Genomic DNA, 25,837 nt, shown 5'->3' with positions numbered 1-25,837 from the left:
GCTAAGAAGGACCCCCGCTGCCGGTTTCCGGTTGTGGGGGTCCTTTTGTTGCCCCCAACGCGCGCCGAGGTGGCATTTAATGCCAATCCGGAGCGCTGGGATTGTCATTAAATGCCACCTCGGCGGAGATTTACGGGGTGTGGAGCTCCGACATGACGTGTTGGTAGCCCGTCCGGATCATCTCTGCGAGGATCTCACGGTCCACGTCGTCCAGCTTATTGACGTATAAACATGCGGCACCGGTCTTGTGCTTGCCCAACTCCGGAAGCAGCCGGTCGGCATCGGGACCGTAGGTGAGGCCATAGAGTGCCAGGTTCGCCTTGCGCGGTGAGAAACCGACGGCGGCGGAGTCACCTTCGCGTCCGCTCTCGTATTTGTAGTGGTAGCTGCCGAATCCCACGATGGTGGGCCCCCACATAACGCCTTCCTCGCCGGTGATCTCCTGCATCATCCTCCGCAGTTCCAACCCATCGGCTCGCCGGCCGGGGTGCTCCACGGAGGACAGGAATTCATCCACGGACATGCTGGTGGGCTGGGTCTTGTTCTCTGCCATGCTCGTAGTTTCGCAGACGCACGACTGGCCAAGCACCAGTGATAGCCTGCAGCGGTGACTTCAGAATCCTTGCGTATCCGCCCGTTTCACCAGGTTGACGTCTTCTCAGCCCAGCCATATCGCGGTAACCCGCTGGCAGTAGTAGTTGACGCAGAGGGACTGAGCAGCGAGGCGATGCAGCACTTTGCTCATTGGACCAATCTCTCCGAGACCACCTTCCTTCTCCGTCCAACAGATCCGCGTGCCGATTACCGTGTGCGCATCTTTACGGGCAGCGAGGAGTTCCCGTTCGCTGGGCACCCAACCCTCGGGTCCGCACACACCTGGCTGCAGGCTGGAGGAGAGCCCAAGACGGACGGCGTTCTGGTGCAGGAATGTGGCGCAGGTTTGGTCCGGGTGAAGCACGACGCCGGTCGGCTGGCTTTTGCTGCACCACCACTGACCCGCTTCGAGCCGGTGGATGCTGGAGTCCGCTCCCAGCTGGCAGCCGGACTCAGGCTCACAGAAGACTCCTTGCTGGACGCATCATGGCTGGTGAATGGCCCAGAGTGGGTTGGTGTCCTGCTTGAGTCTGCGGAACAGGTCCTCGCAATCGAACCGGATCTGGTGGCCATGGGTGATCTCAAGGTCGGGGTGATCGGCCCGCACGAGCCTGGTTCCGACGTCGACTTTGAAGTGCGGACGTTCATTCCAGGCGACGCGATGGTGGAAGATCCCGTGACCGGCAGTTTCAATGCCGGTGCAGCGCAGTGGCTGATCGGCAGCGGCCGGGCTCCTGAAGAATACGTGGCGGCGCAGGGCACTGCCTTGGGCAGGGCGGGTCGCATCCATGTGAAGGCTGGGGGCGGTGACATCTGGGTCGGAGGGGCATCTGTTACTTGCATCCAGGGCACGGTCCTGCTGTAGTTCTACCGGCCCGGGGATTGGCGTCCCCTCCGGCGAGCGTTTAGCGTGAGACTTATGTCAGCATCCGATGCTTCCGTGAAGGCCAACGGCAACCCTTTGCTTGTCCTTGGCAAGATCACGTCCATCCTGGACGCCTTTTCCCTCTCGAAGCCGGTGCTGCAGCTGAGCGACATTCGCGAGTACACCGGGATGCCGACATCCACGGTGCAGCGTCTCGTCACCAACCTGACGTCCCAAGGATTCCTGGACCGGGAGGGCGACGCGTACCGCATCGGCATGCGGATGGCCTATTGGGCGGCTCCGGCCACCCGTGGCATGGAAGTGGTGGACATCCTCAGCCCGCTGCTCAAGACGTTGCGCGATACTACCGGTGAGACTGCGTGCTTCTTCAAAGCAGAACAGCACTACCGCGTATGCGTCGCCATGGCAGATACCCGTCACGCGCTCCGCCGGGAGATGCACCTTGGCAAGATCATTCCGCTCCACGCAGGTTCGGCCGGCAGGGTCCTGCTCGCTTGGTCTCCTGAATTAATGGAGGCTGTCCTTCGCGACCCGTTGGAGCCCATTACCGACTACACGATCACCAGCTCCGAGGAATTGGAGATTGCGGTCAAGAAGACGCGGGCCGATGGCTTTGCGATCACTGTAGGGGAGCGGGAAGACGGGGCTTCCGGGCTTTCGGCGCCAGTGTTCGATTCAGCCGCTGCCCTGGTGGGCGCAGTCACCATCAGCGGCCCCACGCTGCGGATGCCACTGGAAACGTGTCAGGCGTGGGTGGAACCTTTGCTAGCGACTGCGGAACATATGACCAGACTCATTGGTGGGCGTTTCCCGGGGGAGTCGTAGGGGATATTAAGAGCGAACGGGTAGTAATCAAACGGGCGTACACGCAAGGAGCACATTATGGATTCTGCACGGACTTTTGAATCGATCGCCATTATTTTCAATCCCAACAGCACGGGTAATGCGCCCGAACTGGCCGAGCAATTACAGGTCAAGCTGAAGGACATGCTTCCCTACGCGCCGGAGATTACCCTGCAGCCCACCGAACACGCTGGACACGCCGTTGAGTTGGCCCGGACGGCGGCAGAAAAGGGAGGCGACGTCCTGGTTGTCTCTGTCAGCGGTGATGGTGGCTATAACGAGGTTGTCAACGGCGTGATGCACGCCGGAAATCCGCAGGCGGTATGTGCGGTCATGGCTGCGGGCAACGCCAATGACCACCGCCGGATCACGGGAACCAAGCCACTGGAAGAGGCCATTGCTGAGGGCCACGTCCGGAAGATTGACCTCCTGAGCATTCACACTGGCCAAAAAGACGGCGAGCCTTTGGAGTATGCGCATTCCTACATTGGCTTCGGCCTCACACCTGTTGTGGCCACCGAACTGGAAAAGGGCAGCAAGGGAGCCCTGACTGAAATGGTCTCCGTCATCAAGACCTTCTCAAAGTTCGAGCCCTTCGCCATCCGCACATCCGATGGCAAACGCCGGAAATTCGACAGCCTGGTTTTCGCCAACATCCCCGAAATGGCCAAATACGCCACGCTCAGTGAGGCCGAAGATCACCCGTCGGACGGAAAATTCGAGGTAATTATCTTTCCGCACATGCCCAAATGGAGGGTGTTGCTGACTGCCCTCCGAGCGACCACCCAAGGCCTGGGCGATCAGCCGAGCGTGAGCAGCTACGAATTCACTACGCTCAAACCCCTGCCGTACCAGATGGACGGCGAAGTGAAGACGGTGGAAGCCCATGTGAAAGTCAGGGTGGAATGCGCTCCGGCCGCTCTGGCGACAGTGGGCTAATGAACGTCTCCACCACAGGCCGCCGTCACGAAGTCGTAGATACGCCCACGCAACTCATTCGATGCCGCAACTTTCAGTACGCCTTCCCGTGCGCCCACCGAAATCCTTAGCGGCAACAGCGTTCCCACCTTGTCCTCGGCCACTGCATGCGGGTCGCATCGCGCCGGACGGATAGTCAAGGGCACCTCCTTCGGGGCCGCACCGGATGATATCGCGATGTCCCGCGGCCAAGGATCCGCGGGCGATTCGGCCAGCAGGGTGGTTCCGTCGATGGAGTTGATCGTGAGCTTTTGCGGTGACTCACTAGGAGTGCTCGCAGGAGTAATGACAAGACGCACGACGGCGGTGCGACCATCCGGGGCCACCTCAAGATCGGGGGCCAAGACGATGGCAGCTACGGCGGCAACGTCGGCTGCCAAGCACAGCTCGTCGGCGTTCCGGGGCAGGACGTTGAACGGATCCCGCGCCTCAACCGAGGTTTCTGTGGGTCCCTTGGCTGGCTCCGAATATTGAACGACGGCCTTGAGGGGTTCAGTAGGCGACTGCCTGCAATGCGGAGCAGGTAAATTGGCGGGAAGGCTCTTGGGCTGCCGGGGTGGTAGCTCCAGGGCGCCGCCTGTTGGCTCCCAGATGATGTCCTTCTCAAACAACGCGGACTTCAGCCGCGCACCGCTCACGGTAACGGGAGTGTCTGTGGTGTTGGTGAGCTGTATGAGGATGGCTTGCTTGCCGTATTGGTCCCGGGATTGATTAACCTCCACCGAAATGGGTTGTGGCCCGGAACTGGTCGGAGGTTCTTGGTCGGGGGAGCCGTCACATGCCGCCAGCGGCAGGGTGGACAACAGAGCCAGGCCTGCCGCCCAATATCGCCATCCCCTGCACACCATGCCAACAGTGTAGGCGGCCTATGGCGGACAATTTATAAGCATGCTTAGCTTAGTCTCACCACAGATGACGAAGGCACACAGAAGGGAACTCCATGTCCACCGTTACCCAGCTGTTCAAGTCTTCTGCCGCAGACGTCTGGAACGTCATCGCTGACGGCTGGCTATACTCCGGGTGGGTGGTGGGTGCATCAAGAATTCGTGCTGTGGATGACCAGTGGCCACAGGTCGGATCCAAGCTCCATCACTCCGTGGGATCGTGGCCGCTCCTCCTCAACGACAGCACGAGTGTCACCGCCGTCGAGCCTGGCCGGAGCCTGGAACTCCTGGCCCGTGGCTGGCCCGTAGGTGAAGCAAAGGTCCGCATCACCTTGGAGGATCTGGGTGGCAACCAGTGCCGGGTGTCCATGGCCGAAGACGCGATCCGGGGCCCCGGCAAGGTGGTACCAAAGGTACTTAGGGATCCAATGATCACAGTCCGCAACCGCGAAACTCTGCGGCGGCTGGAGCTGATGGCGGCTGGCGGAGCGGGGAAGCCTAGCTTCTAAACGGCCGGGGAGCGGATGACCCAGTCAAAGGCTGCCGCCCGGGAGCGGGCGCCTTGGGCAGCCTTTGAACGGTTGGGTTCGCCCAGCTCTGCCAGCAGCTTCTCGGACAAGACCACAAGCTCCCCGAAGACATCCGGTGTCAGCCATTCGGGACGTGTGGCAAACACGATGTCCTCGCTGGAAGTGTTGCCGCTGGCGCCCAGGGCGAAGGGGCAGCCACCCAGGCCCCCCAAAGCGCCGTCCACCATTGCAGCGCCCGCCTGGATTGCGGCGAGCGTATTGGCGACGCCCAAGCCCCAGGTGTCGTGCCCGTGATAGACGATCCGCCGGGCAGGGGATTCATCCCGCACACGCGCGATCAGGCTGGACACCTGGGCAGGAACGGCTTGACCCAAGGTGTCGCAGATGACGATGTCCGTGGTGCCTTCCGCCCTGGGATCGTTGGCGATCGAGAGGATGCGCTCCTCCGGAACGTAGCCTTCGAAAGGACAAGTGAAGGACGTCGCGATGCACAGCTGAATCCGGCCATTGACTGCACGCGCGTACTCAACTGCCTCAGGCAAGGCGGCCAGGCTCTCGTCCGTGGTCCGGCCGATGTTCGCCTTGTTGTGTGAATCCGACGCAGACAGGCAGTACTGGAAATTCCGCGCGCCTGCAGCTGATGCCTTGGCAACATGGCCGGGTGTCGCTACCCAGATCCAGCACTTTTCGAGTTCCTCGGGAGTGAGGGCCTGGACTACCTCGAGTGTGTTGGCCATGGTGGGGACGAGGTCCGCGCGGGCCATGGATCCGAGCTCGATCGCCGGGACGCCCAGGCGCAGCAGCTCACGGACCGTTTCGATCTTTTGCTCCGTTGGCAGGAGTTTTCCGGTGAGCTGCAGCCCGTCCCGCAAGGTGACGTCCCTCAGGATGGCGCTGCCCAGGGTGTTGGCGTGTGCGCTTTCAAAACGGTTCATGGTCGGACAGCCTCCTCGCGGCCGGAAGCCGCATCGATTTGCGCTGCATCCAGGTGAAGGAGCCCGCCAAGGATTTCTTCAGTGTTTTCACCGAGGTCCGGTCCCAGGTTGCGGATGGGCAGGGACTGGTCCCCGATCACGGGGACGATGCCCGGGAAACCTACTCCAGGGAGAATCTCCTCGCCAGTGGAAACGTCGAACTTCTGGATCATGTTGCGGGCCGCGTACTGGCTGTCCGTGCTGATGTCCGCGGCGGTGTAGATGGGACCAGCAGGAACTCCGGCGTCCTCCAGGGCCGCCAATGCTTCAGACGCGGTCAGCTGCCCGGTCCACTCGCAGATTGCCTGGTCCAGTTCCTCCCGGCTCGCCCAGCGCCCGGCATTTGTCTGCAGCGCTGGGTCCTCCGCCAAGTCCGGCCGGCCGATGGTCTGCATGTACCGCTGGAAAATCGAGTCGCCATTGCCGGCCACCACTATGCTGGCACCGTCCTTGCACACGTACGCATTCGAGGGCGCAATGCCCTCCATCCGGCCGCCCACGCGCTGCCGGTCCACGCCGTAAGCCTGATAGTCAGGAATCAGCGATTCCATCATGGAGAACATCGCTTCGTTCAGCGCGACGTCGATGATGCGTTCGGCGAGGGGAACAGCGCCAGCCGAGCTTCGGCGTCGTGCTTCACGTTGGTACAGGCTCATCATGGAGCCGAAGGCGGCGTAAAGCCCCGCGATCGAGTCTCCGATGGAGACGCCCACGCGCACCGGAGCGCGGTCCGGATCCCCCACCAGATTGCGGAAACCGCTAAAGGCCTCGGCGACGGCGGCAAACCCCGGCCGCTCGGACAGGGGCCCGGTCTGTCCAAAGGCAGAGATGCGGGTGACGATGAGGTCCGGATTGGCTTCGTTGAGGACTTCCGGTCCGAGGCCCCACTTCTCCAGCGTTCCGGGGCGGAAGTTCTCAAGCAGGATGTCCGACTTGGCAACCAAGGCCAGGACAGCCTGCTTGCCGGCCTCGGTGCGGAGGTCCAGGACCACTGACTTCTTGTTGCGGTTCAGCGTGCGGTAGAGCATGGAGGTGTTGCCCTTGTGGAGGCGCCAGTTGCGGAGCTCGTCGCCGGTGCCTGGACGCTCGACCTTGATGACTTCGGCGCCGAAATCGGCAAGCAGCCTGCCAGCCGTGGGGGCGGCAATGTAATTGCCGAGTTCGAGGACTCGGACGCCGTCCAGGGGGGCGATTGTTTCGTGTGTCATGGTCTTCTCTCGTGCGTGCTGATGCGTTCCCTGTGAGACGCGGCGTATTCGCTAATCCCATAGTATGAGTTTGAACTCATATTGAAAGCCTTCGCGCAAATTAGACTGTCCCAATTGGTCGCTGCGCTGGGAAGGGGGCCGTGCCCGCTTCGCGATGCCCGCCACGCCGCGGCCCCCTTCCCAGCTCCGCTCAAGGGTGCTCGAAGGAGCGGGTAACAATTTCTGAGCCGTTTTGTTGGAGCTCGCAGCGCAAGGTAGGCCGAATGACGATGGAGGTTCCGCCGTCGTGGGTTGGGCCAAAACGCACTACTGGGACTATTCCGAAGGGCCTGCGCCTGCGGGCTATTACCTCGGCGGAATCACGGTAGCTCGGCCTTTTCGGCGCCAAGGCGTGGCGGCAGCGCTGACGGAGGCGAGGCTGGAGTGGATCTGGGAGCGGGCGGATACGGCGTGGTACGTGGTCAATTCCCGTAATCAGGCGTCGCTCGCCCTCCACCAGCGTTGGGGCTTTCAGGAGGTGGCCCGCGGTCCCGGATTTCACACGGTAACGTTCGACGGCGGTGAGGGACTGCTGCTCAGGGCGCCCCGCCCGGAGGTCTAAAGAAGGGGACGCGGGCGATTTCACTGCCGTGCCCTTCGTGATGCAACTCCGGCGGCTTAGCATGGTCCCCAAGTACACCAATTGGGGGAGTGTGTAATGGGGCCACTGGAATCGACTCAAACCAACATGACTGGCGCGGCATCAGGCCGGACCGGGGCGGGAGGCGATTCCCCTTTGGGTCCCGGTTCCAGTGCAGTTTTGCAGGCCAAACGACGGCGGCCATCCCGCCTGAGGAAACTGGACCTGGCCATCATCCTGGTCCTGATCATCCTTCTGGCCCTGTCCGCTACTCCTTGGCCCTCCGCCATGTTGATTCGCAGCGTTTTTGAGCGCGGTGCGCAGTCCACCATTGACGAGATGGAGCCATACGTCCCGGACACTCCATTGCAGGAGCGCTCCGGTGTCGTTTACAAGCCTGGCTCTGCCTTTGACGTTTTCAGCCCTGCGGGCACCACCGCGGCGCTCCCGACCATCGTTTGGATTCACGGCGGCGCATGGATTTCCGGGGCTCAAGGCGATGTGGAACCCTATCTGCGGATTCTTGCCGCTGAGGGATACACGACCATCGGGATGAGCTACCCGATTGCACCGGAGGCCGTCTATCCGGCGGCCATCGGCGACATTAACGATGCGCTTGGCTACATCAAGGCGCACGCCATTGAATTGAATGTGGACACCACGCGGATTGTCCTGGCTGGCGATTCTGCAGGAGCGCAGTTGGCCAGCCAAATGACCACTCTCACTGTTAATCCCGAGTATGCCAACCTGATGGGGATCAAACCCGCGCTCCAGAAATCGGACCTTGCTGCCACCATCCTGCATTGCGGAGTCTACGATCTCCGGGCGATGGCGGACCTCAATGGCTTGGTGGCGTGGGGCTTCAAAACCTCGCTGTGGGCATACACGGGAACGAAGGACTGGTCCTCCACATATGCCGGCAGCACCATGTCCACCATCGATTTCGTGACCAAGGATTTCCCGCCGACCTTCATCAGTGGCGGCAATGGCGATGGTCTGACGTGGCTTCAGTCGGTTCCCTACAGCAATCGCCTGAAGGAAGCGGGTGTTCCGGTGACCGAATTGTTTTGGGCTGCGGACCACGACCCTGAGCTGCCACATGAGTACCAGTTCCACTTGAACTTCCCCGAGGCGCGCGATGCGAGGGACAAGACCTTCGACTTCCTGTCCACGCATGCCTCCAGAACGGATTGAGGGAAATACTGTGGACCGCTCGGACGAACCCATTGAGGCCGGAGCCTTCTCCCTGCCGGAAGCCATGACCGGCAGGGCAAGCCCTGCGAAGGCCGCAATTGGTGACGGGCCTGTCTTTGCCTATGTCGCCAGCCTTCCGCAGCCGCAACGTGCCATCGCCGAAGCCATCGATGCGCTGGCAGCCAAGACGTTGCCTACGCTCCAGCGCTCGGTGAAATGGGGCATGGCGTATTACGGCGTCGGCGACGGCTGGTGCTTCAGCTGCGGTGGCTTCGCGGGCCACGTCAAACTCATGTTTATCAATGGAGTGACACTCCAGCCCGTGCCGCCGGTGACGCCCGTGGGAATGGGCAAGGCGACGCGGGGTGTGGAGCTCGAATCCGTGGACGACATCGACGAAGACCAAATAGCGTCCTGGATGAAACAGGTCACGGCCGTCCCGGGTGTTGGAGGAAAGAAGCGCCGACCGTAGATGCCGTGCGGGAATAGTTTGTGATGCTCCCCCGTTCACTCATTTAGATGCATATGCATGTATGCTGGGAATGAACGAGCAACAGGAGAATGCCATGGAAACCCGCCGCATCACAGTCCTTTCCGCCGGACTCGGCGTCCCGTCGTCGAGCCGTCTGCTGGCCGACCAGTTGGCGGCCTCCGCCGAGCGGCAGCTGCAGGCGGCAGGCTACGAGGCGAGGATCGACGTCGTCGAACTTCGAGATTTGGCCGTGGACATCGCCAACAACTTCGTCACCGGGTACGCCGCTCCGCGCCTCGCAGAGGTGATTGCCGGCGTCGAGGATTCCGATGGCATCATCGCCGTAAGCCCCGTTTTCAGCGCGTCCTACAGCGGCCTCTTTAAGTCCTTCATCGACGTCCTGGACCCCAAGTCCCTCGACGGCAAGGCCGTACTGCTTGGCGCCACCGGCGGTACCGACCGCCACCAGATGGTCCTGGACTACGCCATGCGTCCGCTGTTCAGCTACCTGCGGACCCGGGTTGCGTCTACCGGCGTCTTCGCCGGGCCCCAGGACTGGGGAAACGACGACGGCGGCTCGCCCCTCTCGGCCCGCGTAGACCGGGCTGCCGGTGAACTCGTGCAACTGCTCAGCGGCCCCCAGCCTGGGCGCAAGGCCCCAACCTTGGAGTCACTGCCATTCGAACAGCTGCTGGCCGGTATTTCAGCTGGCAGGTAATCCAATGTCATTGGAGTCGTGGAAGTAGGCGCATTGCCACTCCTGTGTCTTTCGCGCCTGGCGATTCGACGTAAGGGACCACGGGGGATAAACGCGGAAACCACGCTTCCCACCGGTGCCGCCGACGGAAACTATGCCGTGGCTGATCAGGGCTGACCGTGGAAACACGAAGTGACCGGACTTCGCCCCTTCCCTTACTGAGATCACCAGGGTGTCCGCGTCGTCGGCGGAAGGGTGGTCCGCGGGGAAAGGTTCCGTGCCTCCGTCGGCCGATCGCCGCCACACAGCCACAAACAGACCCACCTTCGTCGGCGTGAGCTTGCCGACCCGGAAACGAATCGACGCCCTGCCAATGATGGCGATAGCGGCTCCGTACTCTGCGTTGTCGGCCTCCGGAGTGGGTTGGGGGCACTCCCTCCCAAGCCGTTTGATGAGCCGCTGTGCTTCGACCAGCTCCGGAGGGATCATCCGTTCAGTATGCACGGAGGTACCAACGTTTCGAATTTCGACTTTTAGTCGCGCTTAGTCGTCCAGGAGTTCGATGAACTCACGGGCCTGTTTGATGGTGATGTCCGAGTGGCGTGTCAGGGCCAGAGCTGCGCCCTCCACATCACCGCTTTTTGCCAGAGTCCGGATTCGTCCGTAGATCTCGTCGTTGAGCATGTTGCTGCTCACCTCGCGGGTCACATCGCCCTTGCTGACGATGGCCCGGTACCGGTAGGGGAAACGCTCGGGCTCGTCGTCGTCGTCCGACAACAGATCCTTGGGCTGCGCCTCTGGCGTAAAGGGCTGTGGGTGGGCGGCCAGAGCGCCGACGGCGTCGCGCGACGCCCGTAGCCCCTCACCAGTGGCCTGCAGATACAGTTTGATCGCTGCCATGCCCTGACCCTGGGCAATGAGCGAGTAGAGCCGCCTGTGCTGTTCCTCATTCAGCTTCGCCGCGGATTCTTTGGCCAGCTGAACCGGATCCTTGGGGGAGTTGGCTGCAGCTACATCAGCCTTTGTCTCGGCCGAACGCTTGCTAAAGGAACGCATCAGCAGCAATACGCCCGCAATGACCGCGATCAAAATCACGAGCGGGACAAACAAGGAATCCATGGCGTTGTCAGAGCCGATCTACGTAGTTCTTAGCAGTGAGTAAGTCTGAATGGGTGGCCTGGCGGAAGACCTTGATGGCTTCTATCTTGCGCCCGCCACGGACCAGGTTCTGCAACTCAAAGGCGAGCTGCGGATTCAGCTGTCCATTGGGGAGCACCGCAGGCTGGTGCCCCGCTGGTGTACCTGCCGTCCTGGCGATTTGGGCCTGATGAGCGGCCCGGCTTTGCTCTGTCTGCTGGGTGTGCTGGGCCTCGTTCTGGCTTGGCTTGGTGGAAGCCTCGATCTTGGCCCTGGCAGCAAGTGCAGCCTGAACTTGCGAGGCTTGGTGCGCTGCGGAACGGGCCGCAAGTTCGTGTTGATAGCGCTCGGCATCAGAAAGGCCTGTATCGCGCGGTTTGAAGGCCGCTGAAAGCGCCCACAGCAGGCCCACGAGGACAATTAGCGGAAGGGCAATCATCAGCACGTCACCAAAGTTCATCCCCATGCTTAGAGCTTATGCCAGAACTTGGTTATCCACAGCACATTCCAGACTCGGCATAGACTTCTGAGAGGGCAGTGTCAAATTAAGGCCCGCTTTGTAAGATGCATCACATTTGCGGCATGTTTAGCATGGATTTGAGGCCCTGATGACCAACCAGATCAGCTGGGTCTGTGGATGGTTTTCCACCAAAACTTTCTTTGCTCCACAGCCTGTGATGAATGTTTCCGCAGGTCAGACCCTAGTTACTGCAAAAAGAATTTCTCTATCCACAGGGTAACGCACAGACTGTGCACAACGTGGGGGCGGTATTCCACAGGTTATCCACATGTGCACTTGACGGCGGACTTTGCGCCCGGACTGCACACCGCTAACGTGGCTCGGGTACCTGTTTCAGTATGGAATTTGCCCTCTCAGTGACCTTCAAGCAGCCGCGCGCAAACATGCTTGGGGAGACTTCTGTGGATAAGTTGTGGAAATTGGGGAAAGCCGAAAATTGTCGGACCCCCATGGATATAACAGGAGCACTCGGCTGGTCCGGAGGCTCGGGCAATCCATCCCAGGTTCACCTGCGCTTTACGCACCACTGAGGGACTAACTCTCTGCAGTGGTACACAAATGGAGGACGGCTTTGTCAGTTACGCACTTGGACTCAATCGAGGGCTCACGCGCTTCGGATTCGAGCCGGAAACCTCCGCAGGACATCCCCGCTGAGCAGTCAGTCCTGGGCGGCATGATGTTGTCCAAGGACGCCATCGCCGATGTCGTGGAAATCGTTCGTGGTCACGACTTCTACCGTCCGGCGCACGAGACGATTTACGAGTCCATCATTGACCTCTATGGCCGTGGTGAACCCGCCGACGCCGTAACGGTCTCCGATGAACTGACCAAGCGCGGTGAGATCAACAGGATCGGCGGACCGGCCTACCTGCACGAGCTCATCCAAACTGTGCCAACGGCAGCCAACGCCGGTTACTACGCCGAGATCGTGGCAGAGCGCGCAGTGTTGCGCCGCCTCGTGAACGCAGGCACCAAGATTGTCCAGATGGGCTACGGCCAGGACGGCGAGGTGGAAGACCTCGTCAACCAGGCACAGGCCGAGGTTTACGCGGTTGCTGAAAAGCGCACTGCCGAAGATTACGTGGCGTTGAAGGACGTCATGGAGTCCACCGTGGACGAGATCGAAGCTTCCGGGCATCGCGGCGAAGGCATGGTGGGCGTTCCCACCGGTTTTTACGAACTCGACGAGCTGACCCACGGCCTCCACCCGGGCCAGATGATCGTTATCGCTGCCCGTCCTGCCGTTGGTAAGTCCACCTTCGCGTTGGACTTCGCCCGATCGGCAGCCATCAAGCACAACCTGGCTACGGTTATGTTCTCCCTGGAAATGGGCCGGAACGAGATCGCGATGCGCCTGCTTTCCGCTGAAGCCACCATCGGTCTGCAGGACCTCCGAAAGGGCACAATCAAGGACGAGCAGTGGTCCAAGATTGCCACCACGATGGGCCGCATGAACGATGCCCCGCTCTTCATTGATGACAGCCCCAACATGTCGCTCATGGAAATCAGGGCAAAGTGCCGCCGCCTGAAGCAGCAGCATGACCTCAAGCTCGTCATCCTGGACTACCTCCAGCTGATGAGCTCCGGTAAAAAGGTTGAGTCGCGCCAGCAGGAAGTTTCCGAGTTCTCGCGTGCCCTCAAGCTGCTAGCCAAGGAACTTCAGGTTCCCGTCATTGCGCTGTCACAGCTGAACCGTGGTTCCGAGCAGCGCCAGGACAAGCGCCCCATGGTGTCTGACCTTCGTGAATCAGGTTCCATCGAGCAGGACGCCGACATGGTCATCCTGCTCCACCGTGAAGACGTGTATGACAAAGAATCGCCGAGAGCCGGCGAGGCCGACATCCTCATCGCCAAGCACCGTAACGGTCCCACCAAAGACATTGTTGTCGCGTTCCAGGGCCACTACTCGCGCTTCGCGAACATGGCCGGCGATTCTGGTGGTGGGGGCGGGTTCTAACCCTTCAGGCTCAGGGCCCGGCCTACGCGAACGGGGGAGGGCCAACGATTTCGATGCCGCCATTTACCCGACCGGATTCTCGAATCCGGTCGAAGTCCACCGCCTGAGCCTCGTCTTCCGTGCGAAGAGGTTCGCTGGCGCCGTCGTAAAACGCCTGCGAGCTGCCGGGTGTGTGGAGGCATAAAACGCGGGTTCCGTCCTGAAGAACTTTGAACGCGTGTGGCACGCCGCGGGGCGCAATGGTCACTCCGCCGGCGGCGACGCGATGCTCCTCACCGTCCATGTTCATCAGGATCTCTCCGGCCAAGATGTACATGGTCTCGTCAGAGTCCGGATGCGTATGCATCGGCGTCACCTTATTGAGGGACATTTCGTCTTCAAAGAGGAGGAACGCCCCTGCTGTCTCGTCAGCCGTCGCTTTCCAAGTATGGATGCCGCCACCGAAGAACCAGCGCTTGGCCCCTTCTCCGGGCTGTCGGATGATTGCCGATGCTGCCTTCTTCGTCTCCATGGTGCTCGCCTCAATGCGTTGTAGGAAGACTTTATGAGACGTATGTCTCATGACAAGACTCATGTACCATGAGGGGTATGTCAAGAGCCTACGTTGACGTTGGGCGGACCGGTCAAAAGCGTCGCACCCTGGAGGCGCTCCTCGCGGCAGCCCGTACCCTGATCGCGTCCGGCGTTTCTCCCACTGTGGATGAGGCCGCTCAAGCGGCGGGCATCCCACGAAGCACCGCCTACAGGTATTTCTCCGGACAGCGGGAGCTTCTGGCTGCCGCCCATCCTGAAACTGCACGAACATCACTGCTTCCGGCCTCTCCTCCCGAGGGTGTCGCGGAGCGATTGGACGCAGTGGTAGTGGAGTTCCTTCGGATTATTGTTGAAACCGAAGCCCAGCAACGCACCATGTTGCGGCTTTCGCTTGAGCAGTCAAACGGAGAAGGCAACAGCCTTCCCCTCCGGCAGGGCAGGGCAATTGGCTGGATCACCGAAGCGCTTGCCCCACTGCAAAGGACAATGACGGACCAGGACATCCATCAATTGGTCCTGGCGATACGCAGTGCCATCGGCATCGAGTCCCTCGTCTGGCTAACCGACGTCGGCGGGCTTAGTCGTGAGGAAGCCGTCGCCTCAATGAGGTGGACGGCAGGGGCCCTCTTATCCCACGCGCTCTCCAGCGGACTCCCGGTCCGCGCATGAATCCGGTGCTTGGTTAAAGGCGATGTTCCAACAGGACTAAGGCGGTTGTTCAGGGCCGTGGCAGTACCAGCAGGTACCCGCTGGGGAGCGCGCTGCTCCAGCGTCGCGGCTCCCGGACAACGAACTGCGTCGCCAGCTGCTCAGGGGTCAGCAGGCTGTTGGGTGCAGGGGAAGGCCCCCACTGCCCGCTGCCGTAGGGATAGAGCGGATCCTGCACACGAATTCCCGTGACGGAGAAGTCCGGGAACTGGGAGGGATCCCCGAGTGACTCGAATCCGCTCATCACCCAGGCGTGGCGGCCACTCCACATGACCAGGCCGACAGGGCGGCCTGTAGTGGCCATGGCCCGTGCGGCAGTTCGAATTGCTTCCCCATAATTAGCGACGCTGACGACTTCGTAGGGTCCCATCCCGACGGCAGTCAGCACTGCCGCCCAGCCGAATGGATTCGCACCGTTGAATGAGTCGGAGGACCGCATTCGCGCCATTTCCCAAAGCTCGGACTGCTGGGCGCGGCCAGCCCACGTGCCGCCTCCGGTATCGTCGACGAGGTTATGCGCGATCTGGATGCTCGCCGCGACGCACCAATCAAACGTGTACTGCGGTACGAAGTCGCCTTCTTGGTACAGGTTCAGGGAATAAGCCTGAGGCACCGCTACAGGGGTTGGAACTGGAGCAGGTGTCGAAATCGGAGCAGGGGCTGTTGTCTGAGGGGGCCCCTGAGCTGGACCGGCGACACCGCCGGCCACTGGCTGGGCTGTGGAAGATGATGTTTGTTGATTCGGGGCGGCCTCGTCTACGCCTATCGGGGACGAACAGGCCGAGAGAAGGGTGGCCAAGGCGACGAACCAAGCCAGGAGACGGGCACGGGCACCGGTCATGATCCAGTTTAGCGCTCGGCCCTCCACCACCTGAAGGCAGCCTTTCCACCATTGGACGGGGGCTACACCACCCTAAATGCGACGGAGCGTCGAGTAGGGGCGACTTGGGAGGGTTCCTGCCACCCACGGCTGAACTGATGGTTCCAGTGGAATCTGCCCGCGGCCGTCGCGAATAATCAACACCACCGCGCCTATTGCGGCGGCAAGGGAAGCCAGGCCCAACAGGACTAAGACAACAGCAAAAGCCAGAGACATCTCCACGCACCTCTTGGCTTAATTTTACTGGTGTTCGTGCCTGAGGTGATGGAGTTTCAGCTAGTTGCCGGCCGCTTTGAGCAAATGATCCGGCAGCCGATTCCCCGGAGCCCGGCCTCGGATTTCCAACAACTCGCGAGCGTGGGCATGCAACTTCTTGTCCTCTTCGGACACAGGAACCCACTCAGGAATGGGCACCGCCGTTCCCGTTTCGTCCCGGGCCACCATCACGGTGAGGCAGTACGTTGTTAAGTTCATCTCGCGGGTTTTCGGATCACCGGAGCGGACGTGGACAGCGATGTGCATCCCCTTTGCGCCCGTGTAAACGAGACGAGCTTCTACTTCCACCACGTGGCCGATCAACAACGGCCGGTAGAAGCGCACGCCGCCTGAGAACACTGCCACGGTGTCCTTGCCGCAGTATCGGGAGGCGCAAACGTACGCGGCTTCGTCAATCCATTTCATGACAATGCCGCCGTGGACCTTGCCGCCCCAGTTCACATCAGTGGGGGCCGCCATAAACCGCAGGACGACGCGCTCGGCGGTCCCGGCGTCGGTATATTCCTGGGCGTTCATCGCATTGACGATCTGTTCACGAACTTCAATGCGCGCAAGCGCATGACCCCTTTGCTCGATTTCTTCCGGGGTGGCCGGCTCGAATTGCGGCACGGGAATCGGCTTGCCGTCAGGTCCGACGGCCACGAAAATCACCATGCACTGGCTGTGCATCGTCTCCGGTCCGCCCTTGGGGTCACGGGAACTGACCACCGTGTGGATGTGCATGGAGGAGCGACCCGTATACACGATGGTGGAAGTTACCTCCACCATGTCGCCGCTGTTCACCGGATCGGTGAAGTGAATGTTGCCCACGTAGGCGGTGACACAATACGACTTAGCCCAGCCCACCGCTGCGGCATACGCGGCCTTGTCCACCCACTCAAGGACTGTGCCGGCGTCGACCGAGCCGCTGTGTCCAATGTCCATCGGTGCCGCAAGGAAGCGGAGGGTCACTGAATTGTCGGCTGTCTCACTCATGCTGGAAGTTTACTGTTGGCAGGTTTCTGTTACGTGAGTAAGTCTGACCTGCTGTCCCCGTGACCGGACATCGGCTGCCTACCCGCGCTGGATTCCCAGGGTTGCGATGAGATCCTCATGCAGCTCGAACCATACCCGGTGGAAGGAATCGCAGTCGGTCGCAGTGAACCAGGCCATGTCCCTCCGGGCATGCTCGAGCGCGTCCATCAGCCTCCGGGAGTAGCCCCCGAATCGTGGCAATGATCCCGTCAGGCGTTCTTCCAACGGACTCCACGAAGCCAACGCCTCCTCCAAGATCCCGGCGGCAGCTGTGCCAGCTACCTGCTGCAGTTGGATGGCGCTGCAGGCACTGACAACGGTCAGATTGAGGTTCACGAACTCGCCGTGCACGCCGATCACCAGCGGCCGGGCATCTTCACGCTCCAGCTCAGCTGCGAGGAGGCGTTCATTCTCGACCCGCCCCAGGCTGGAAAGTGCCCATCCGCTGCTACCTCCAAATGAAGTGTGGGAAACGAAACCGAGCACGCCGGCGTCGATGAGTTCGGATTCGACCAAGCTGTGATCCCGACTGAATCGATCCGCGACGGCCTGGGTGTCGGCGAACCCGAGGAGTCGGACGGCGTGAAGTGTAAGCAACAAGTCGCCAGTCATTCGGCTGATTCCACAACGGCAGCACAGGCAACTGTGCCCCAGGATCCGTTGATCATCAGAAAGCTTCCGTCCGCGAGCAACGTCATAGCGTCCCGGACACCTACTACGGCCGGTATTCCGAACTCACGGGCAACGATCGCGGCGTGGGACAACATTCCGCCATTCTCAGTGACAACTGCCGCAGCCATTCCGAAAAGTGGCGTCCACGCGGGGTCGGTGGTGCGGCACACCAACACATCGCCAAGCTGGAACCGACCGAAGCCATCAGGTCCGTTGATGATTCGCGCTGTCCCGGAGGCGATCCCTGCGCTCGCGGCGGTTCCGCTCAGCGTCAGAGCCATCGTCACCGGCCACCCGCCGGGTTGGGTCGATCCGAAAGCCGATCCAGTCGTTGTTGTGCGGCCTGGGCGGAGCGGAGCCCGAGGCTCTCTGCAATCTGCGGCCACGTGAGGCCTTCTGCCCGCGCAAGAAACAGAAGCGCGGTTTCGACGGCGTCCATCTCACCACGAGCGGCGGCAACCAGCGCGAGGGCGGCACGTAGATCCGCGACCTCGACGGGGGCGGGATTGGCATCTTCGCCCTGACCGGAACCCCGGGATCGCCACAGGACGTGCTGGATCAGGTCCATGGCGGAAGGAGGCTGACCCGGGGCGAGCCACGGCCGGGCATTGAGGTCCGATCCACCTCTGTCCATGAGCAACCGGACAGCGCTGGTTTCCCGCTCCGCTTCGTCAGCGTCCTGGGAGCCTCCGACGTTTTCCATGTGCTGCTCCTTCGCTTCTTCGACCCCAAGCATGGAATATCAACATTATGTTGTCAACATACTGTTGATGCAGTCCTTCTAATAGACACAGCCGCTGGACTTGATACACAAATGAGAATCAATATCATTTAACGCATGCCTCGTTATCCCATCCTTGTTTCCCCTGTCCTAGCCACCTCGAAACGCCGGTTCCCCGCCAAGCCGCTTGCCGCCGTCGGGCTTTCCGCCCTTCTACTTAGCGCCTGCGGAGCACCCGGAGGCTCAGCTGGCATCGCCGCAGAGACCGCCGCAGCCGGCAGTGAGAAGTCCAGCCCGAAAGAGGCGGGCGCGCCCACTCCGCGGCTGGTTTACACGCACGACGCCGGCATCGGAGTCCTGGACGCCACCACCCTCAAGCCTGTGGGAGGGGCGGAGCTGTCCGGTTTCAATCGACTGAATCCGGCTGGAGACGGACGCCACGTGTTTGTTTCCACGGGAGACTCGTTCCGCCTGTTCGACGCAGGTGCCTGGACCGAGCCGCACGGTGACCACAGTCATCACTACGTCGCGGAGCCCAAGCTGACCGAGTTGGCGTTTGAAGCGGACAAGTCCGGTCACGTGGTCCATCATGCGGGCAAGACAGTCCTGTTCAGTGACGGATCAGGCAAGGTCGAGAGCTTCAAGTCGTCCTCATTGGGTGCTTCGATCGAGGATGGTGCCCTGCCCGCAACCGACGTCTACACAACGCCAGAAGCGCATCACGGTGTGGCAGTCGAACTTGAAGGCGGCAAGCTGCTGGTGACGCTCGGAAATGAGGAAAGCCGCTCCGGAATCGCCATCCTCTCCGCAGGCAAGGGCCAGGAACGTCAGGAAATCGTCCGCAATGAGGACTGCCCTGGCGTCCATGGTGAGGCTGTTGCTGCCGGAGAAGCTGTGGTGGTCGGTTGCGAGAACGGCATGCTGATCTACAAGGATGGCGTGATTACCAAGGTCGCCAGCCCGGATGCATACGGACGTCTGGGTAATCAGGCGGGTTCCGAGAAGTCGCCCGTGATCCTGGGGGATTACAAAGTGGACAAGGCCGCTGAGCTGGAACGCCCAACCCGTATTTCGCTGGTCAACACTGAGACCGCAAACCTTCAGCTTGTCGATATTGGAACCAGCTACTCCTTCCGCTCGCTGGGGCGCGGACCTGCCGGTGAAGCTCTGGTGCTCGGAACTGATGGTTCCTTACGCGTTATCGACCCGGTTTCCGGTTCTGTGACCTCGACGATCCCGGTTGTCGCCGCTTGGGAAGAATCCACCACGTGGCAGGACCCGCGTCCCACGCTGTTTGTCCAAGGCTCGACGGCGTTCGTCACCGAACCTGCGACGAGCACCATTCACGCGGTGGACTTGAAGATAGGCAAAGTGAAGAAGTCGGCTCAGCTGGAGCATGTCCCGAATGAACTGACTGGTGTAGAAGGCTAAACGCTCTCTCACTTCCAGCGGCCTTTCCGCCGATCTTCTCTCACGTCCACTGGCTTAAAGCCGGATGTTCTATCGCTTTCCTGACGAAAGGGAGAGAACATCCGGCTCAATGGGCTGTTATGTGAGAGAACGTCTGGGGTTAGCAGGGCGCTTAGGCGAGGACGCGGAGCTTGGATCCCTGCCTGGCGAAGAGTGCGTTGTCGGCGGAGAGCTTGCCGGCACCAGCAAGAGCGAGGGCCAGGGCGGCGCCGGCGAAGAGCAGAACCAGCTCGTATCCACCATTGGCGACGAAGACGCCAGCCGGTGCGTGAACCAGGAACAGTGCGCCGAGCATGTCAATGGCCAGGAGGGCTGCGAAGACCCTGGTCAGGAGCCCGATAATCAGCGCGATACCTCCCACGAGTTCAAGGGTTGCAATCACCGGGGCTACCGCGGAAGCGCCGGGGACACCCATCTGCGCGAAGGAGGCCTGCGTTCCGGCGATGGTGAATTCGTTGAACTTCTGCCAACCGTGCGCGGCGAAGAGAAAACCTGCAATAACGCGCAGGACGGTCAGGGCTGTGGTGCTCAGGCTGGACTTGTTCATAGCTTCAACCTTTGCCCAGATAAGTTGAAGAGTCAACCAATTAAGAAGTTCCGTGACTTTTCCCACGTGGCCTTGCTTGTAGCCATGGCTGCAGAAGGCGCGTCGTGATCGGCAGGAAGATGTACGTCATCAACGGCGTCAGGATGACGATATTCAGGAGCACTTGGAACACCAGCGGCCACCCCTGCGTCAGGGGGTGCAGCAGGAAATTAGCCAACAGACTGAGTGGGAAGAAAGGCAGGAAGATGCTGATAGCTTGCTTCCAACGAGGCGGCACAACGGTTTCGGGGACGACCACAGAGGCGTCACCGGGCTGTGAAAACCAGCCCTCGATTCCTGTGCGCCGTTCAACGCGGGTGGTCTCCATCATTTCCCGGGCGCTATCAATCCACCAGCGCCGCTCCTCGGACTGCTCCCATCCGTGCAGCGTTTCAGCATCAGCGAAGCGGTAGAGCATGTGCCATTCGTTTGATCCGGCGCCACTCCGAACCCATCCCGACCCCAGATACCCAGGCCACTCACGCGCCAATTCCTGGCCGGCGTGCGCCCAGGCGTTTGCTTGCCGGATGTACCCCGGAAGGATGGTGCGGGCGACGGAAACGGTAACGGGATGCTTGTGTGACACGGCCCCAAATTTACCCGTCCCCGAGAAGACTAGGCTTGTTTAGTGCCTCAAACCACAACCATCACCACTCGTTCGAATGCCCGCGAGATTCTGCATCTGGCAGTGCCCGCGTTCGGTGCGCTCATAGCCGAGCCGCTGTTCTTGCTGGCCGACTCCGCCATCGTTGGCCACCTTGGCGTCGATCAGCTCGCTGGTGTTGGCCTGGCATCCACCGTTATGCATACCGCCGTGGGACTTATGGTCTTCCTGGCATATTCGACGACGCCGGCAGTCGCCCGCGCGATCGGTGACGGTAAGTTGGCGAAAGCTTTGGCGGCAGGGCGCGACGGCGTGTGGCTGGCTTTGGTGCTGGGCATTTCGCTCGCTGTGGTCGGCTTCGTCGCTGCCGAACCTCTCGTAGGTCTGATGGGCGCCACCGACGATGTGCGTGGGTTCGCGGTCGATTATCTGCGCTGGTCGATGCCCGGGCTCGCCGCGATGCTCCTGATCTTCGCAGGCACCGGCGTGCTCCGTGGTCTTCAGGACACCCGGACTCCTCTGGTGGTTGCAACTGCAGGTTTTGCGCTGAACATCGGGCTGAACTGGTTTCTCGTGTACGGCGTGCACCTCTCTGTTACTGGTTCGGCGATCGGCACCAGCATTGCCCAATGGGCCATGGCCGCCGTGTATCTGGTGATGGTCGGGCGGAATGCACGGCAACACGACGTGTCCTTCAAACCCGACTGGCATGGCATCCGGGCCATGACCAAGGTTGGCTCCTGGCTGATGCTGCGCACGCTCAGCCTCCGCCTCGCCATCCTCGCCACGGTCCTCGTGGTCACAGCCCAGGGTGCAGTGAACCTCGCCGCGCACCAGTTGGCGATGACCATTTTCTCCTTCCTGGCCTTCGCTTTGGACGCCCTCGCCATCGCCGCGCAAGCCTTGATCGGCAAGGAACTGGGTGCGAGAAATGCTGGCCGCGTCCGGGAACTCACGCGGACCATGATCCGATGGGGTCTCGGTTTTGGGGTGGTCACCGGGCTTCTGCTGGCGTTGGTTGCTCCTTGGGCCGGCTACCTCTTCACCTCTGACGCCGGTGTCCGGGAGGCTTTGACCCTGGCCCTTTGGGTCCTCGCCGTTGGGCAGCCGTTGGCCGGCTACGTGTTTGTCCTCGACGGAGTTCTCATCGGTGCTGGCGACGCGCGCTACCTGGCGATTGCCGGCCTCGTAAATCTTGCAGTCTATGTGCCACTGCTGGCGGCCGTCCACATCGTCAGGCCCGACGGCGCGGCGGGGCTGGTGTGGTTGTGGGTCGTCTTTGCGCTGGGCTACATGCTGGCCCGCGGGGTCACGTTGGGGTTGCGTGCGCGCACTGATAAATGGATGGTGCTGGGTTCGCACTAAACTGGACGCGTGACTCTCCCAGCGAATTCTGCCCAGACACCGTCTGCCTCCGTGGCCGAGCTCTGGAAACCCGTGCTGATCCGCGCTGCGGTTGCACTGGTGTTTGGCCTGGTCACGATCTTTTGGGGATCGCCTTCTGTGCAGGTCCTGGCGTGGGCTATCGGCCTGTATCTGCTGGGGACAGCGGGCGCTTTATGGATGTCCCGCGTTCTGCCTGCGGCCGTTCCTGTGGTGGTCGCTGCAGGCGGTGTGGTGGCTTTGGTCACTCAGTCCGACGCCGGCGTCGCGCTTTCCGCCGCCGCAGCGCTACTGGTACTTGGCGTCTTTGAACTGGTTCATGGACTGCGGAATCGCGACTCGTTGACCCGTGACTGGCTTGTTTCCGGTGTTATCGCTTTGGGAACTGCCGTGGCGTTGCCGTTCTTCATTTCGCTCGGGGCTCACGCTCTTTTGGGCGTCGCTGGTGGTGGCGCTATCCTTTCCGGAGTGTTGTGGATGCTCTCCGGACTTACCCTCCGGCATGACGTTCGGTCGGGGACTCAGGCCACTGCGCCGGGTGCTTCCCCCGAGGCCGTAAACTAGTAGCTGGACGTTCTACTCGCTGTAGAACTTTTGCAACCGGCGGGGAGCCGAACAGGCCCGCCATCATTGGAGGAATGACCGTGGCAGACCAGGCACCAAGAGAGCCGCGCAAGATGCGGACCTCGGTCAAGGGACCCCTCATGTTCTCCGCGTTCTTCGCAGTATTGGCATTTGTTGCGGTGCTGATCTTCGCCTCGGGTGGCAGCGCACGCACTCCCCGGTTCGACCTCGCGTTCACCGGCGCCGGTATCGCGTTCATCGTGAGCCTCGTAGTGGCTGCGATGCTTTCCATGAGCCACAAGGAAAACGCCGAGCACCTGGGCAAGGGCTCGGGCGTCAATCTCAGTTCAAAGCGCCCAGGGCACGGCGGCTCCGCAGCCCCGGGTTCGGCTGCTGATGAGACAGAAACGCCCGACGGCGGCCACTGACCTTCCAGCATTTCCTCACTTCGGTGGGGAGGCGCTTTTTTGTGGGGCGGCGCCAGGCCCCGCTTACTCGCCCTCAGCAGCTTTCCTTGCCCGATATGCCGCGACGTGGGCCCGGTTGGCGCAGTTGCCCGTGTCGCAATAGAGCTTGGAGCGGTTGCGGCTGAGGTCAAGGACCACGGCGTCGCAGTCGTCGGCGGCGCACACGCGCATGCGATCCATTTCCTGGCTGCGGATCACGTCAATGATTGCCATGGCAGCTTCCGTGCCCATGCGGTCGGCCAAGGGTGCTTCGGGGGTTGTGGCGTGGAGATGCCAGTCCCAGTGATCGTGCTTGACGAGCTGGGGGAGTGCCTTGGCGTCAACCAGCAGTTTGTTCACAGTCTTTGCGGCGGTGTCCTGATCGGCGGACCACAGTGAAGCCAATTCGCTCCGGAGGCGCTTGATACTGCGCAATTCCGCTTCGTCATGAGTCCTCGAACCGGAAAATTCTTCGGCCGCCAGAAACGCGTCGAGGTCCTCCACGGACGTCAGGGAATCCTCGCCGTTGGCTGCGGTGTTGACGAGATTTACGACGCTGCGAAGTGCAATCTCGGTGTCAGGCGCAAAATGCACTTTGACTCCTTACATGGTTCGGGGGTACTGTCATGACCATAAGCCCACTTTACTCCTGACAGGAGGCTGCTGTGTCAGCTACAAAGACGAAGGCTGATGCAAAAGGTTTCCTGGCCTCAGGACTTGGCATCGCTCTCTTTTCTTCCGCAGTTTTCGGCACCTCCGGCTCTTTCGCTAAATCCATGCTGGAAACTGGCTGGTCACCCGGCGCTGCCGTTGCCGTGCGACTCACCGGTGCCGCACTGATTCTGGCGATTCCCGGCGTCGTAGTTCTCCGCGGCCGCTGGCACCAGCTTAAGGACAACTGGCTGACTATCCTGCTGTTCGGGCTCATCGGAGTCGCCGGCTGTCAGCTGTTCTACTTCAATGCAGTGGCCCGCTTGTCCGTGGGTGTCGCACTGCTGCTCGAATACCTGGCTCCGGTGATGATCGTGCTGTGGCTTTGGATCGCCAGCCGACGCCGTCCCCGAGCCCTCACCGCTGCCGGCGCGCTGCTTTCGTTGGGCGGGCTGGTCCTTGTCCTGGACCTGACCGGCGCTGTGAAGGTGGACTTCATCGGCGTCCTCTGGGGCATGGCTGCCGCAGTATGCCTGGTGATCTACTTCTTCATTACAGCCAAGGAAAACGACACTCTTCCTCCACTGGTGCTCGCCTCGGGCGGGCTTCTGGTGGGCGCGCTGGTCATGTGGCTGGTGGGTGCCTTGGGGCTGATTCCCATGACTTTCAGCACCGCTGATACCACCCTTGGCCCATGGACAATACCGTGGTGGGTGTCCGCCGTGGGACTAGTAATCCTTGCGACCGTCCTCGCCTACGTTTCAGGGATCATGGCGGCGCGCAGCCTGGGGTCCAAAGTGGCGTCATTCGTTTCGCTGACAGAGGTGCTGTTCGCCGTGATCTGGGCCTGGCTGCTGTTGGGCGAATTGCCGGGTCCCATCCAGTTGCTGGGCGGACTTCTGATTGTGGGCGGTGTGGTCCTGGTCCGCGTGGACGAATTGCGCGGCGACCGCAAGGCAGCCCGGAATGCTGAAGAGGCCGTCCGCGCCAGGGTCCTGGATCACGCGAACGACGTCGAACCTGTCCCCTCGGGGCCTGTCGCCAAGGTCCCACGGGACTAAGGGGCGACTGCAAGTTTTGATCCTGGAAAAGCGAAAACCCCGAACGCCTTTGCGTCCGGGGTTTTCCCAACTGTCTTAGTTGGAAGCCTGCTGCTGCTGCTCAGCGTTCTTCTGAGCGCGGTCGCCGGCTTCGCGAAGGGCGTCGGCAACCTTCTTCAGGTTGGAAGCGTGCTGGCTGTCCCACTCGCCGCGGAACTTGTCAGCGTCCGGGCCCTTCCAGTCGGTGCCGTCAAGGGCACCCTTGAGCTGTGAACGCTGCTGCTCGATGTTCTCGGCACCGGCCTTCAGCTTGTTACCGAGCTGACGAAGCTGATCAACATCTGCACCCCAAATAGCCATGAGATTCTCCTTCATTTGTTCGGACCCGAGCTCTTCGGCATCCCCAGCGGCCTCCGGCTCATCCGGAAGATCCAATAGCTAAAACCTATCGTGGGATTCCAAAGAGCGTCGATGGGCACCCCTCCCCATGCAGCGCTGCCCATAGTTAGCATGGGGTTATGTGCCGGAATATCAGGACTCTCCATAACTTCGAACCACACGCTACGTCGGCAGAAGTGGAGGCCGCCGCGCTGCAATATGTGCGCAAGATCAGCGGGTCCACCAAGCCGTCCAAGGCCAACGAGGAAGCTTTCGCTGAGGCTGTCCACGAGATCGCCCACATCACTCAGCACTTGCTGGATTCGTTGGTGAGCCATGCCCCGGCGAAGAATCGTGACGAGGAAGCCGCCAAGGCAAAGGCCCGGGCTGCTGTCCGCTTCGGGACGGCTTAAGGCG

General features: G+C 61.3%; 33 protein-coding genes. 16 read left to right on the top strand and 17 right to left on the bottom strand.

Annotation, left to right across the window (positions count from 1 at the left end; translation table 11 throughout):
* Positions 1-130: 130 nt before the first annotated feature.
* Positions 131-553 (bottom strand): DUF1801 domain-containing protein, encoded by a 423-nt coding sequence (locus tag AC1DCM_RS05015; protein WP_477517525.1) that lies wholly within the window; start codon positions 551-553, stop codon positions 131-133.
* Between the two features lie 54 nt (positions 554-607).
* Between AC1DCM_RS05015 and AC1DCM_RS05010 the strand changes: the two genes are divergently transcribed.
* Genes AC1DCM_RS05010 through AC1DCM_RS05000 form a run of 3 tightly spaced genes read left to right on the top strand, consistent with a single transcriptional unit; the run spans position 608 to position 3,262 of the window.
* The gene (locus AC1DCM_RS05010; protein WP_477517524.1) at positions 608-1,459 is read left to right on the top strand and encodes a PhzF family phenazine biosynthesis protein; all 852 of its coding nucleotides are present in this window, start codon (positions 608-610) and stop codon (positions 1,457-1,459) included.
* Positions 1,460-1,513: 54 nt separating this feature from the next.
* The gene (locus tag AC1DCM_RS05005; protein WP_477517523.1) at positions 1,514-2,305 is read left to right on the top strand and encodes an IclR family transcriptional regulator; all 792 of its coding nucleotides are present in this window, start codon (positions 1,514-1,516) and stop codon (positions 2,303-2,305) included.
* 57 nt (positions 2,306-2,362) lie between these two features.
* Positions 2,363-3,262, top strand: a complete 900-nt coding sequence (locus tag AC1DCM_RS05000) for a diacylglycerol/lipid kinase family protein (RefSeq protein ID WP_477517522.1) — start codon at positions 2,363-2,365, stop codon at positions 3,260-3,262.
* Here the strand turns inward: AC1DCM_RS05000 and AC1DCM_RS04995 are convergent.
* Positions 3,259-4,023 (bottom strand): hypothetical protein, encoded by a 765-nt coding sequence (locus AC1DCM_RS04995; protein WP_477517521.1) that lies wholly within the window; start codon positions 4,021-4,023, stop codon positions 3,259-3,261. The genes AC1DCM_RS05000 and AC1DCM_RS04995 overlap by 4 nt on opposite strands.
* Positions 4,024-4,241: 218 nt before the next feature.
* Here AC1DCM_RS04995 and AC1DCM_RS04990 point away from each other — a divergent pair, with 218 nt between their 5' ends.
* The gene (locus AC1DCM_RS04990; RefSeq protein WP_442017202.1) at positions 4,242-4,694 is read left to right on the top strand and encodes an SRPBCC family protein; all 453 of its coding nucleotides are present in this window, start codon (positions 4,242-4,244) and stop codon (positions 4,692-4,694) included.
* On the opposite strand, the gene AC1DCM_RS04985 is transcribed toward AC1DCM_RS04990, so the two are convergent.
* Entirely contained in the window at positions 4,691-5,650 is a 960-nt protein-coding gene (locus AC1DCM_RS04985; RefSeq protein WP_477517520.1) for a beta/alpha barrel domain-containing protein, read from the bottom strand. The two genes, AC1DCM_RS04990 and AC1DCM_RS04985, sit on opposite strands and share 4 nt — an antisense overlap.
* A complete protein-coding gene (locus AC1DCM_RS04980) occupies positions 5,647-6,897 on the bottom strand; it encodes a CaiB/BaiF CoA transferase family protein (protein WP_477517519.1) in 1,251 nt (416 codons plus the stop codon). Before AC1DCM_RS04980 ends, AC1DCM_RS04985 begins: the two co-directional genes overlap by 4 nt.
* Positions 6,898-7,183: 286 nt before the next feature.
* On the opposite strand from AC1DCM_RS04980, the gene AC1DCM_RS04975 reads away from it, so the two are divergent.
* The 4 genes from AC1DCM_RS04975 (at position 7,184) to AC1DCM_RS04960 (ending at position 9,900) form a co-directional block, all read left to right on the top strand.
* Positions 7,184-7,498, top strand: coding sequence for a GNAT family N-acetyltransferase (locus tag AC1DCM_RS04975; protein ID WP_477517518.1), 315 nt, complete (start codon positions 7,184-7,186; stop codon positions 7,496-7,498).
* Positions 7,499-7,594: 96 nt separating this feature from the next.
* Complete coding sequence (locus AC1DCM_RS04970; RefSeq protein ID WP_477517517.1) at positions 7,595-8,710, top strand: alpha/beta hydrolase; 1,116 nt, start codon at positions 7,595-7,597, stop codon at positions 8,708-8,710.
* Positions 8,711-8,720: 10 nt separating this feature from the next.
* A complete protein-coding gene (locus AC1DCM_RS04965) occupies positions 8,721-9,182 on the top strand; it encodes a DUF1801 domain-containing protein (RefSeq protein WP_477517516.1) in 462 nt (153 codons plus the stop codon).
* Positions 9,183-9,276: 94 nt separating this feature from the next.
* Positions 9,277-9,900 carry an FMN reductase gene (locus AC1DCM_RS04960; protein WP_477517628.1) on the top strand — a complete coding sequence of 208 codons (624 nt, stop codon included), beginning with the start codon at positions 9,277-9,279 and terminating at the stop codon, positions 9,898-9,900.
* Here the strand turns inward: AC1DCM_RS04960 and AC1DCM_RS04955 are convergent.
* Genes AC1DCM_RS04955 through AC1DCM_RS04945 form a run of 3 tightly spaced genes read right to left on the bottom strand, consistent with a single transcriptional unit; the run spans position 9,886 to position 11,476 of the window.
* Positions 9,886-10,383: a MepB family protein gene (locus AC1DCM_RS04955; protein ID WP_477517515.1), complete on the bottom strand. Its 498-nt coding sequence runs from the start codon at positions 10,381-10,383 to the stop codon at positions 9,886-9,888. The genes AC1DCM_RS04960 and AC1DCM_RS04955 overlap by 15 nt on opposite strands.
* Before the next feature lie 39 nt (positions 10,384-10,422).
* Entirely contained in the window at positions 10,423-10,998 is a 576-nt protein-coding gene (locus AC1DCM_RS04950) for a hypothetical protein (RefSeq protein ID WP_477517514.1), read from the bottom strand.
* Positions 10,999-11,005: 7 nt separating this feature from the next.
* A complete protein-coding gene (locus AC1DCM_RS04945; protein ID WP_442004937.1) occupies positions 11,006-11,476 on the bottom strand; it encodes a hypothetical protein in 471 nt (156 codons plus the stop codon).
* A 631-nt stretch (positions 11,477-12,107) separates the two neighbouring features.
* Between AC1DCM_RS04945 and dnaB the strand changes: the two genes are divergently transcribed.
* Complete coding sequence (gene dnaB, locus AC1DCM_RS04940) at positions 12,108-13,493, top strand: replicative DNA helicase (protein WP_477517513.1); 1,386 nt, start codon at positions 12,108-12,110, stop codon at positions 13,491-13,493.
* A gap of 22 nt (positions 13,494-13,515) precedes the next feature.
* On the opposite strand, the gene AC1DCM_RS04935 is transcribed toward dnaB, so the two are convergent.
* Positions 13,516-14,004, bottom strand: coding sequence for a cupin domain-containing protein (locus AC1DCM_RS04935; protein ID WP_477517512.1), 489 nt, complete (start codon positions 14,002-14,004; stop codon positions 13,516-13,518).
* 77 nt (positions 14,005-14,081) lie between these two features.
* Between AC1DCM_RS04935 and AC1DCM_RS04930 the strand changes: the two genes are divergently transcribed.
* Positions 14,082-14,696, top strand: a complete 615-nt coding sequence (locus tag AC1DCM_RS04930; protein WP_477517511.1) for a TetR/AcrR family transcriptional regulator — start codon at positions 14,082-14,084, stop codon at positions 14,694-14,696.
* 49 nt (positions 14,697-14,745) lie between these two features.
* Here AC1DCM_RS04930 and AC1DCM_RS04925 read toward each other — a convergent pair whose 3' ends face one another.
* The 5 genes from AC1DCM_RS04925 to AC1DCM_RS04905 all read right to left on the bottom strand — a co-directional run bounded on the left by AC1DCM_RS04925 (position 14,746) and on the right by AC1DCM_RS04905 (position 18,280).
* On the bottom strand, positions 14,746-15,348 hold the full coding sequence (locus tag AC1DCM_RS04925) for a hypothetical protein (RefSeq protein ID WP_477517510.1): 603 nt from the start codon (positions 15,346-15,348) through the stop codon (positions 14,746-14,748).
* 543 nt (positions 15,349-15,891) lie between these two features.
* The gene (locus AC1DCM_RS04920) at positions 15,892-16,866 is read right to left on the bottom strand and encodes an acyl-CoA thioesterase (RefSeq protein ID WP_477517509.1); all 975 of its coding nucleotides are present in this window, start codon (positions 16,864-16,866) and stop codon (positions 15,892-15,894) included.
* 78 nt (positions 16,867-16,944) lie between these two features.
* A complete protein-coding gene (locus AC1DCM_RS04915) occupies positions 16,945-17,517 on the bottom strand; it encodes a hypothetical protein (RefSeq protein WP_477517508.1) in 573 nt (190 codons plus the stop codon).
* Positions 17,514-17,858 (bottom strand): PEP-utilizing enzyme, encoded by a 345-nt coding sequence (locus AC1DCM_RS04910; protein WP_477517507.1) that lies wholly within the window; start codon positions 17,856-17,858, stop codon positions 17,514-17,516. The genes AC1DCM_RS04915 and AC1DCM_RS04910 overlap by 4 nt, the downstream gene beginning before the upstream one ends.
* Positions 17,859-17,860: 2 nt before the next feature.
* Positions 17,861-18,280 (bottom strand): MarR family transcriptional regulator, encoded by a 420-nt coding sequence (locus tag AC1DCM_RS04905; RefSeq protein WP_477517506.1) that lies wholly within the window; start codon positions 18,278-18,280, stop codon positions 17,861-17,863.
* A 135-nt stretch (positions 18,281-18,415) separates the two neighbouring features.
* On the opposite strand from AC1DCM_RS04905, the gene aztD reads away from it, so the two are divergent.
* Positions 18,416-19,729, top strand: coding sequence for a zinc metallochaperone AztD (gene aztD / locus AC1DCM_RS04900; RefSeq protein WP_477517505.1), 1,314 nt, complete (start codon positions 18,416-18,418; stop codon positions 19,727-19,729).
* A 151-nt stretch (positions 19,730-19,880) separates the two neighbouring features.
* On the opposite strand, the gene AC1DCM_RS04895 is transcribed toward aztD, so the two are convergent.
* Both AC1DCM_RS04895 and AC1DCM_RS04890 read right to left on the bottom strand, forming a co-directional pair.
* On the bottom strand, positions 19,881-20,315 hold the full coding sequence (locus AC1DCM_RS04895) for a DoxX family protein (protein WP_477517504.1): 435 nt from the start codon (positions 20,313-20,315) through the stop codon (positions 19,881-19,883).
* 40 nt (positions 20,316-20,355) lie between these two features.
* Positions 20,356-20,940 carry a putative antibiotic biosynthesis monooxygenase gene (locus tag AC1DCM_RS04890; RefSeq protein ID WP_442017217.1) on the bottom strand — a complete coding sequence of 195 codons (585 nt, stop codon included), beginning with the start codon at positions 20,938-20,940 and terminating at the stop codon, positions 20,356-20,358.
* 42 nt (positions 20,941-20,982) lie between these two features.
* Between AC1DCM_RS04890 and AC1DCM_RS04885 the strand changes: the two genes are divergently transcribed.
* The 3 genes from AC1DCM_RS04885 to AC1DCM_RS04875 all read left to right on the top strand — a co-directional run bounded on the left by AC1DCM_RS04885 (position 20,983) and on the right by AC1DCM_RS04875 (position 23,333).
* On the top strand, positions 20,983-22,323 hold the full coding sequence (locus AC1DCM_RS04885; protein ID WP_477517503.1) for an MATE family efflux transporter: 1,341 nt from the start codon (positions 20,983-20,985) through the stop codon (positions 22,321-22,323).
* Positions 22,324-22,332: 9 nt separating this feature from the next.
* Positions 22,333-22,905, top strand: coding sequence for a DUF308 domain-containing protein (locus AC1DCM_RS04880; protein ID WP_477517502.1), 573 nt, complete (start codon positions 22,333-22,335; stop codon positions 22,903-22,905).
* Between the two features lie 74 nt (positions 22,906-22,979).
* Positions 22,980-23,333: a hypothetical protein gene (locus tag AC1DCM_RS04875; RefSeq protein ID WP_477517501.1), complete on the top strand. Its 354-nt coding sequence runs from the start codon at positions 22,980-22,982 to the stop codon at positions 23,331-23,333.
* A 63-nt stretch (positions 23,334-23,396) separates the two neighbouring features.
* On the opposite strand, the gene AC1DCM_RS04870 is transcribed toward AC1DCM_RS04875, so the two are convergent.
* Entirely contained in the window at positions 23,397-23,945 is a 549-nt protein-coding gene (locus AC1DCM_RS04870; RefSeq protein ID WP_477517500.1) for a CGNR zinc finger domain-containing protein, read from the bottom strand.
* Between the two features lie 71 nt (positions 23,946-24,016).
* Between AC1DCM_RS04870 and AC1DCM_RS04865 the strand changes: the two genes are divergently transcribed.
* Entirely contained in the window at positions 24,017-25,063 is a 1,047-nt protein-coding gene (locus tag AC1DCM_RS04865) for an EamA family transporter (protein WP_477517499.1), read from the top strand.
* A 75-nt stretch (positions 25,064-25,138) separates the two neighbouring features.
* Here AC1DCM_RS04865 and AC1DCM_RS04860 read toward each other — a convergent pair whose 3' ends face one another.
* Positions 25,139-25,402, bottom strand: coding sequence for a WXG100 family type VII secretion target (locus tag AC1DCM_RS04860; protein WP_011776688.1), 264 nt, complete (start codon positions 25,400-25,402; stop codon positions 25,139-25,141).
* A 158-nt stretch (positions 25,403-25,560) separates the two neighbouring features.
* Here AC1DCM_RS04860 and AC1DCM_RS04855 point away from each other — a divergent pair, with 158 nt between their 5' ends.
* Positions 25,561-25,833: a DUF2277 domain-containing protein gene (locus tag AC1DCM_RS04855; protein WP_216924537.1), complete on the top strand. Its 273-nt coding sequence runs from the start codon at positions 25,561-25,563 to the stop codon at positions 25,831-25,833.
* Positions 25,834-25,837: the final 4 nt, after the last annotated feature.

The sequence above is a fragment of the Paenarthrobacter sp. 10N417 genome (genome assembly GCF_056394745.1).
Note: the sequence above shows the minus strand (reverse complement) of the source record. Positions and strands in the feature narration are given on the sequence as shown.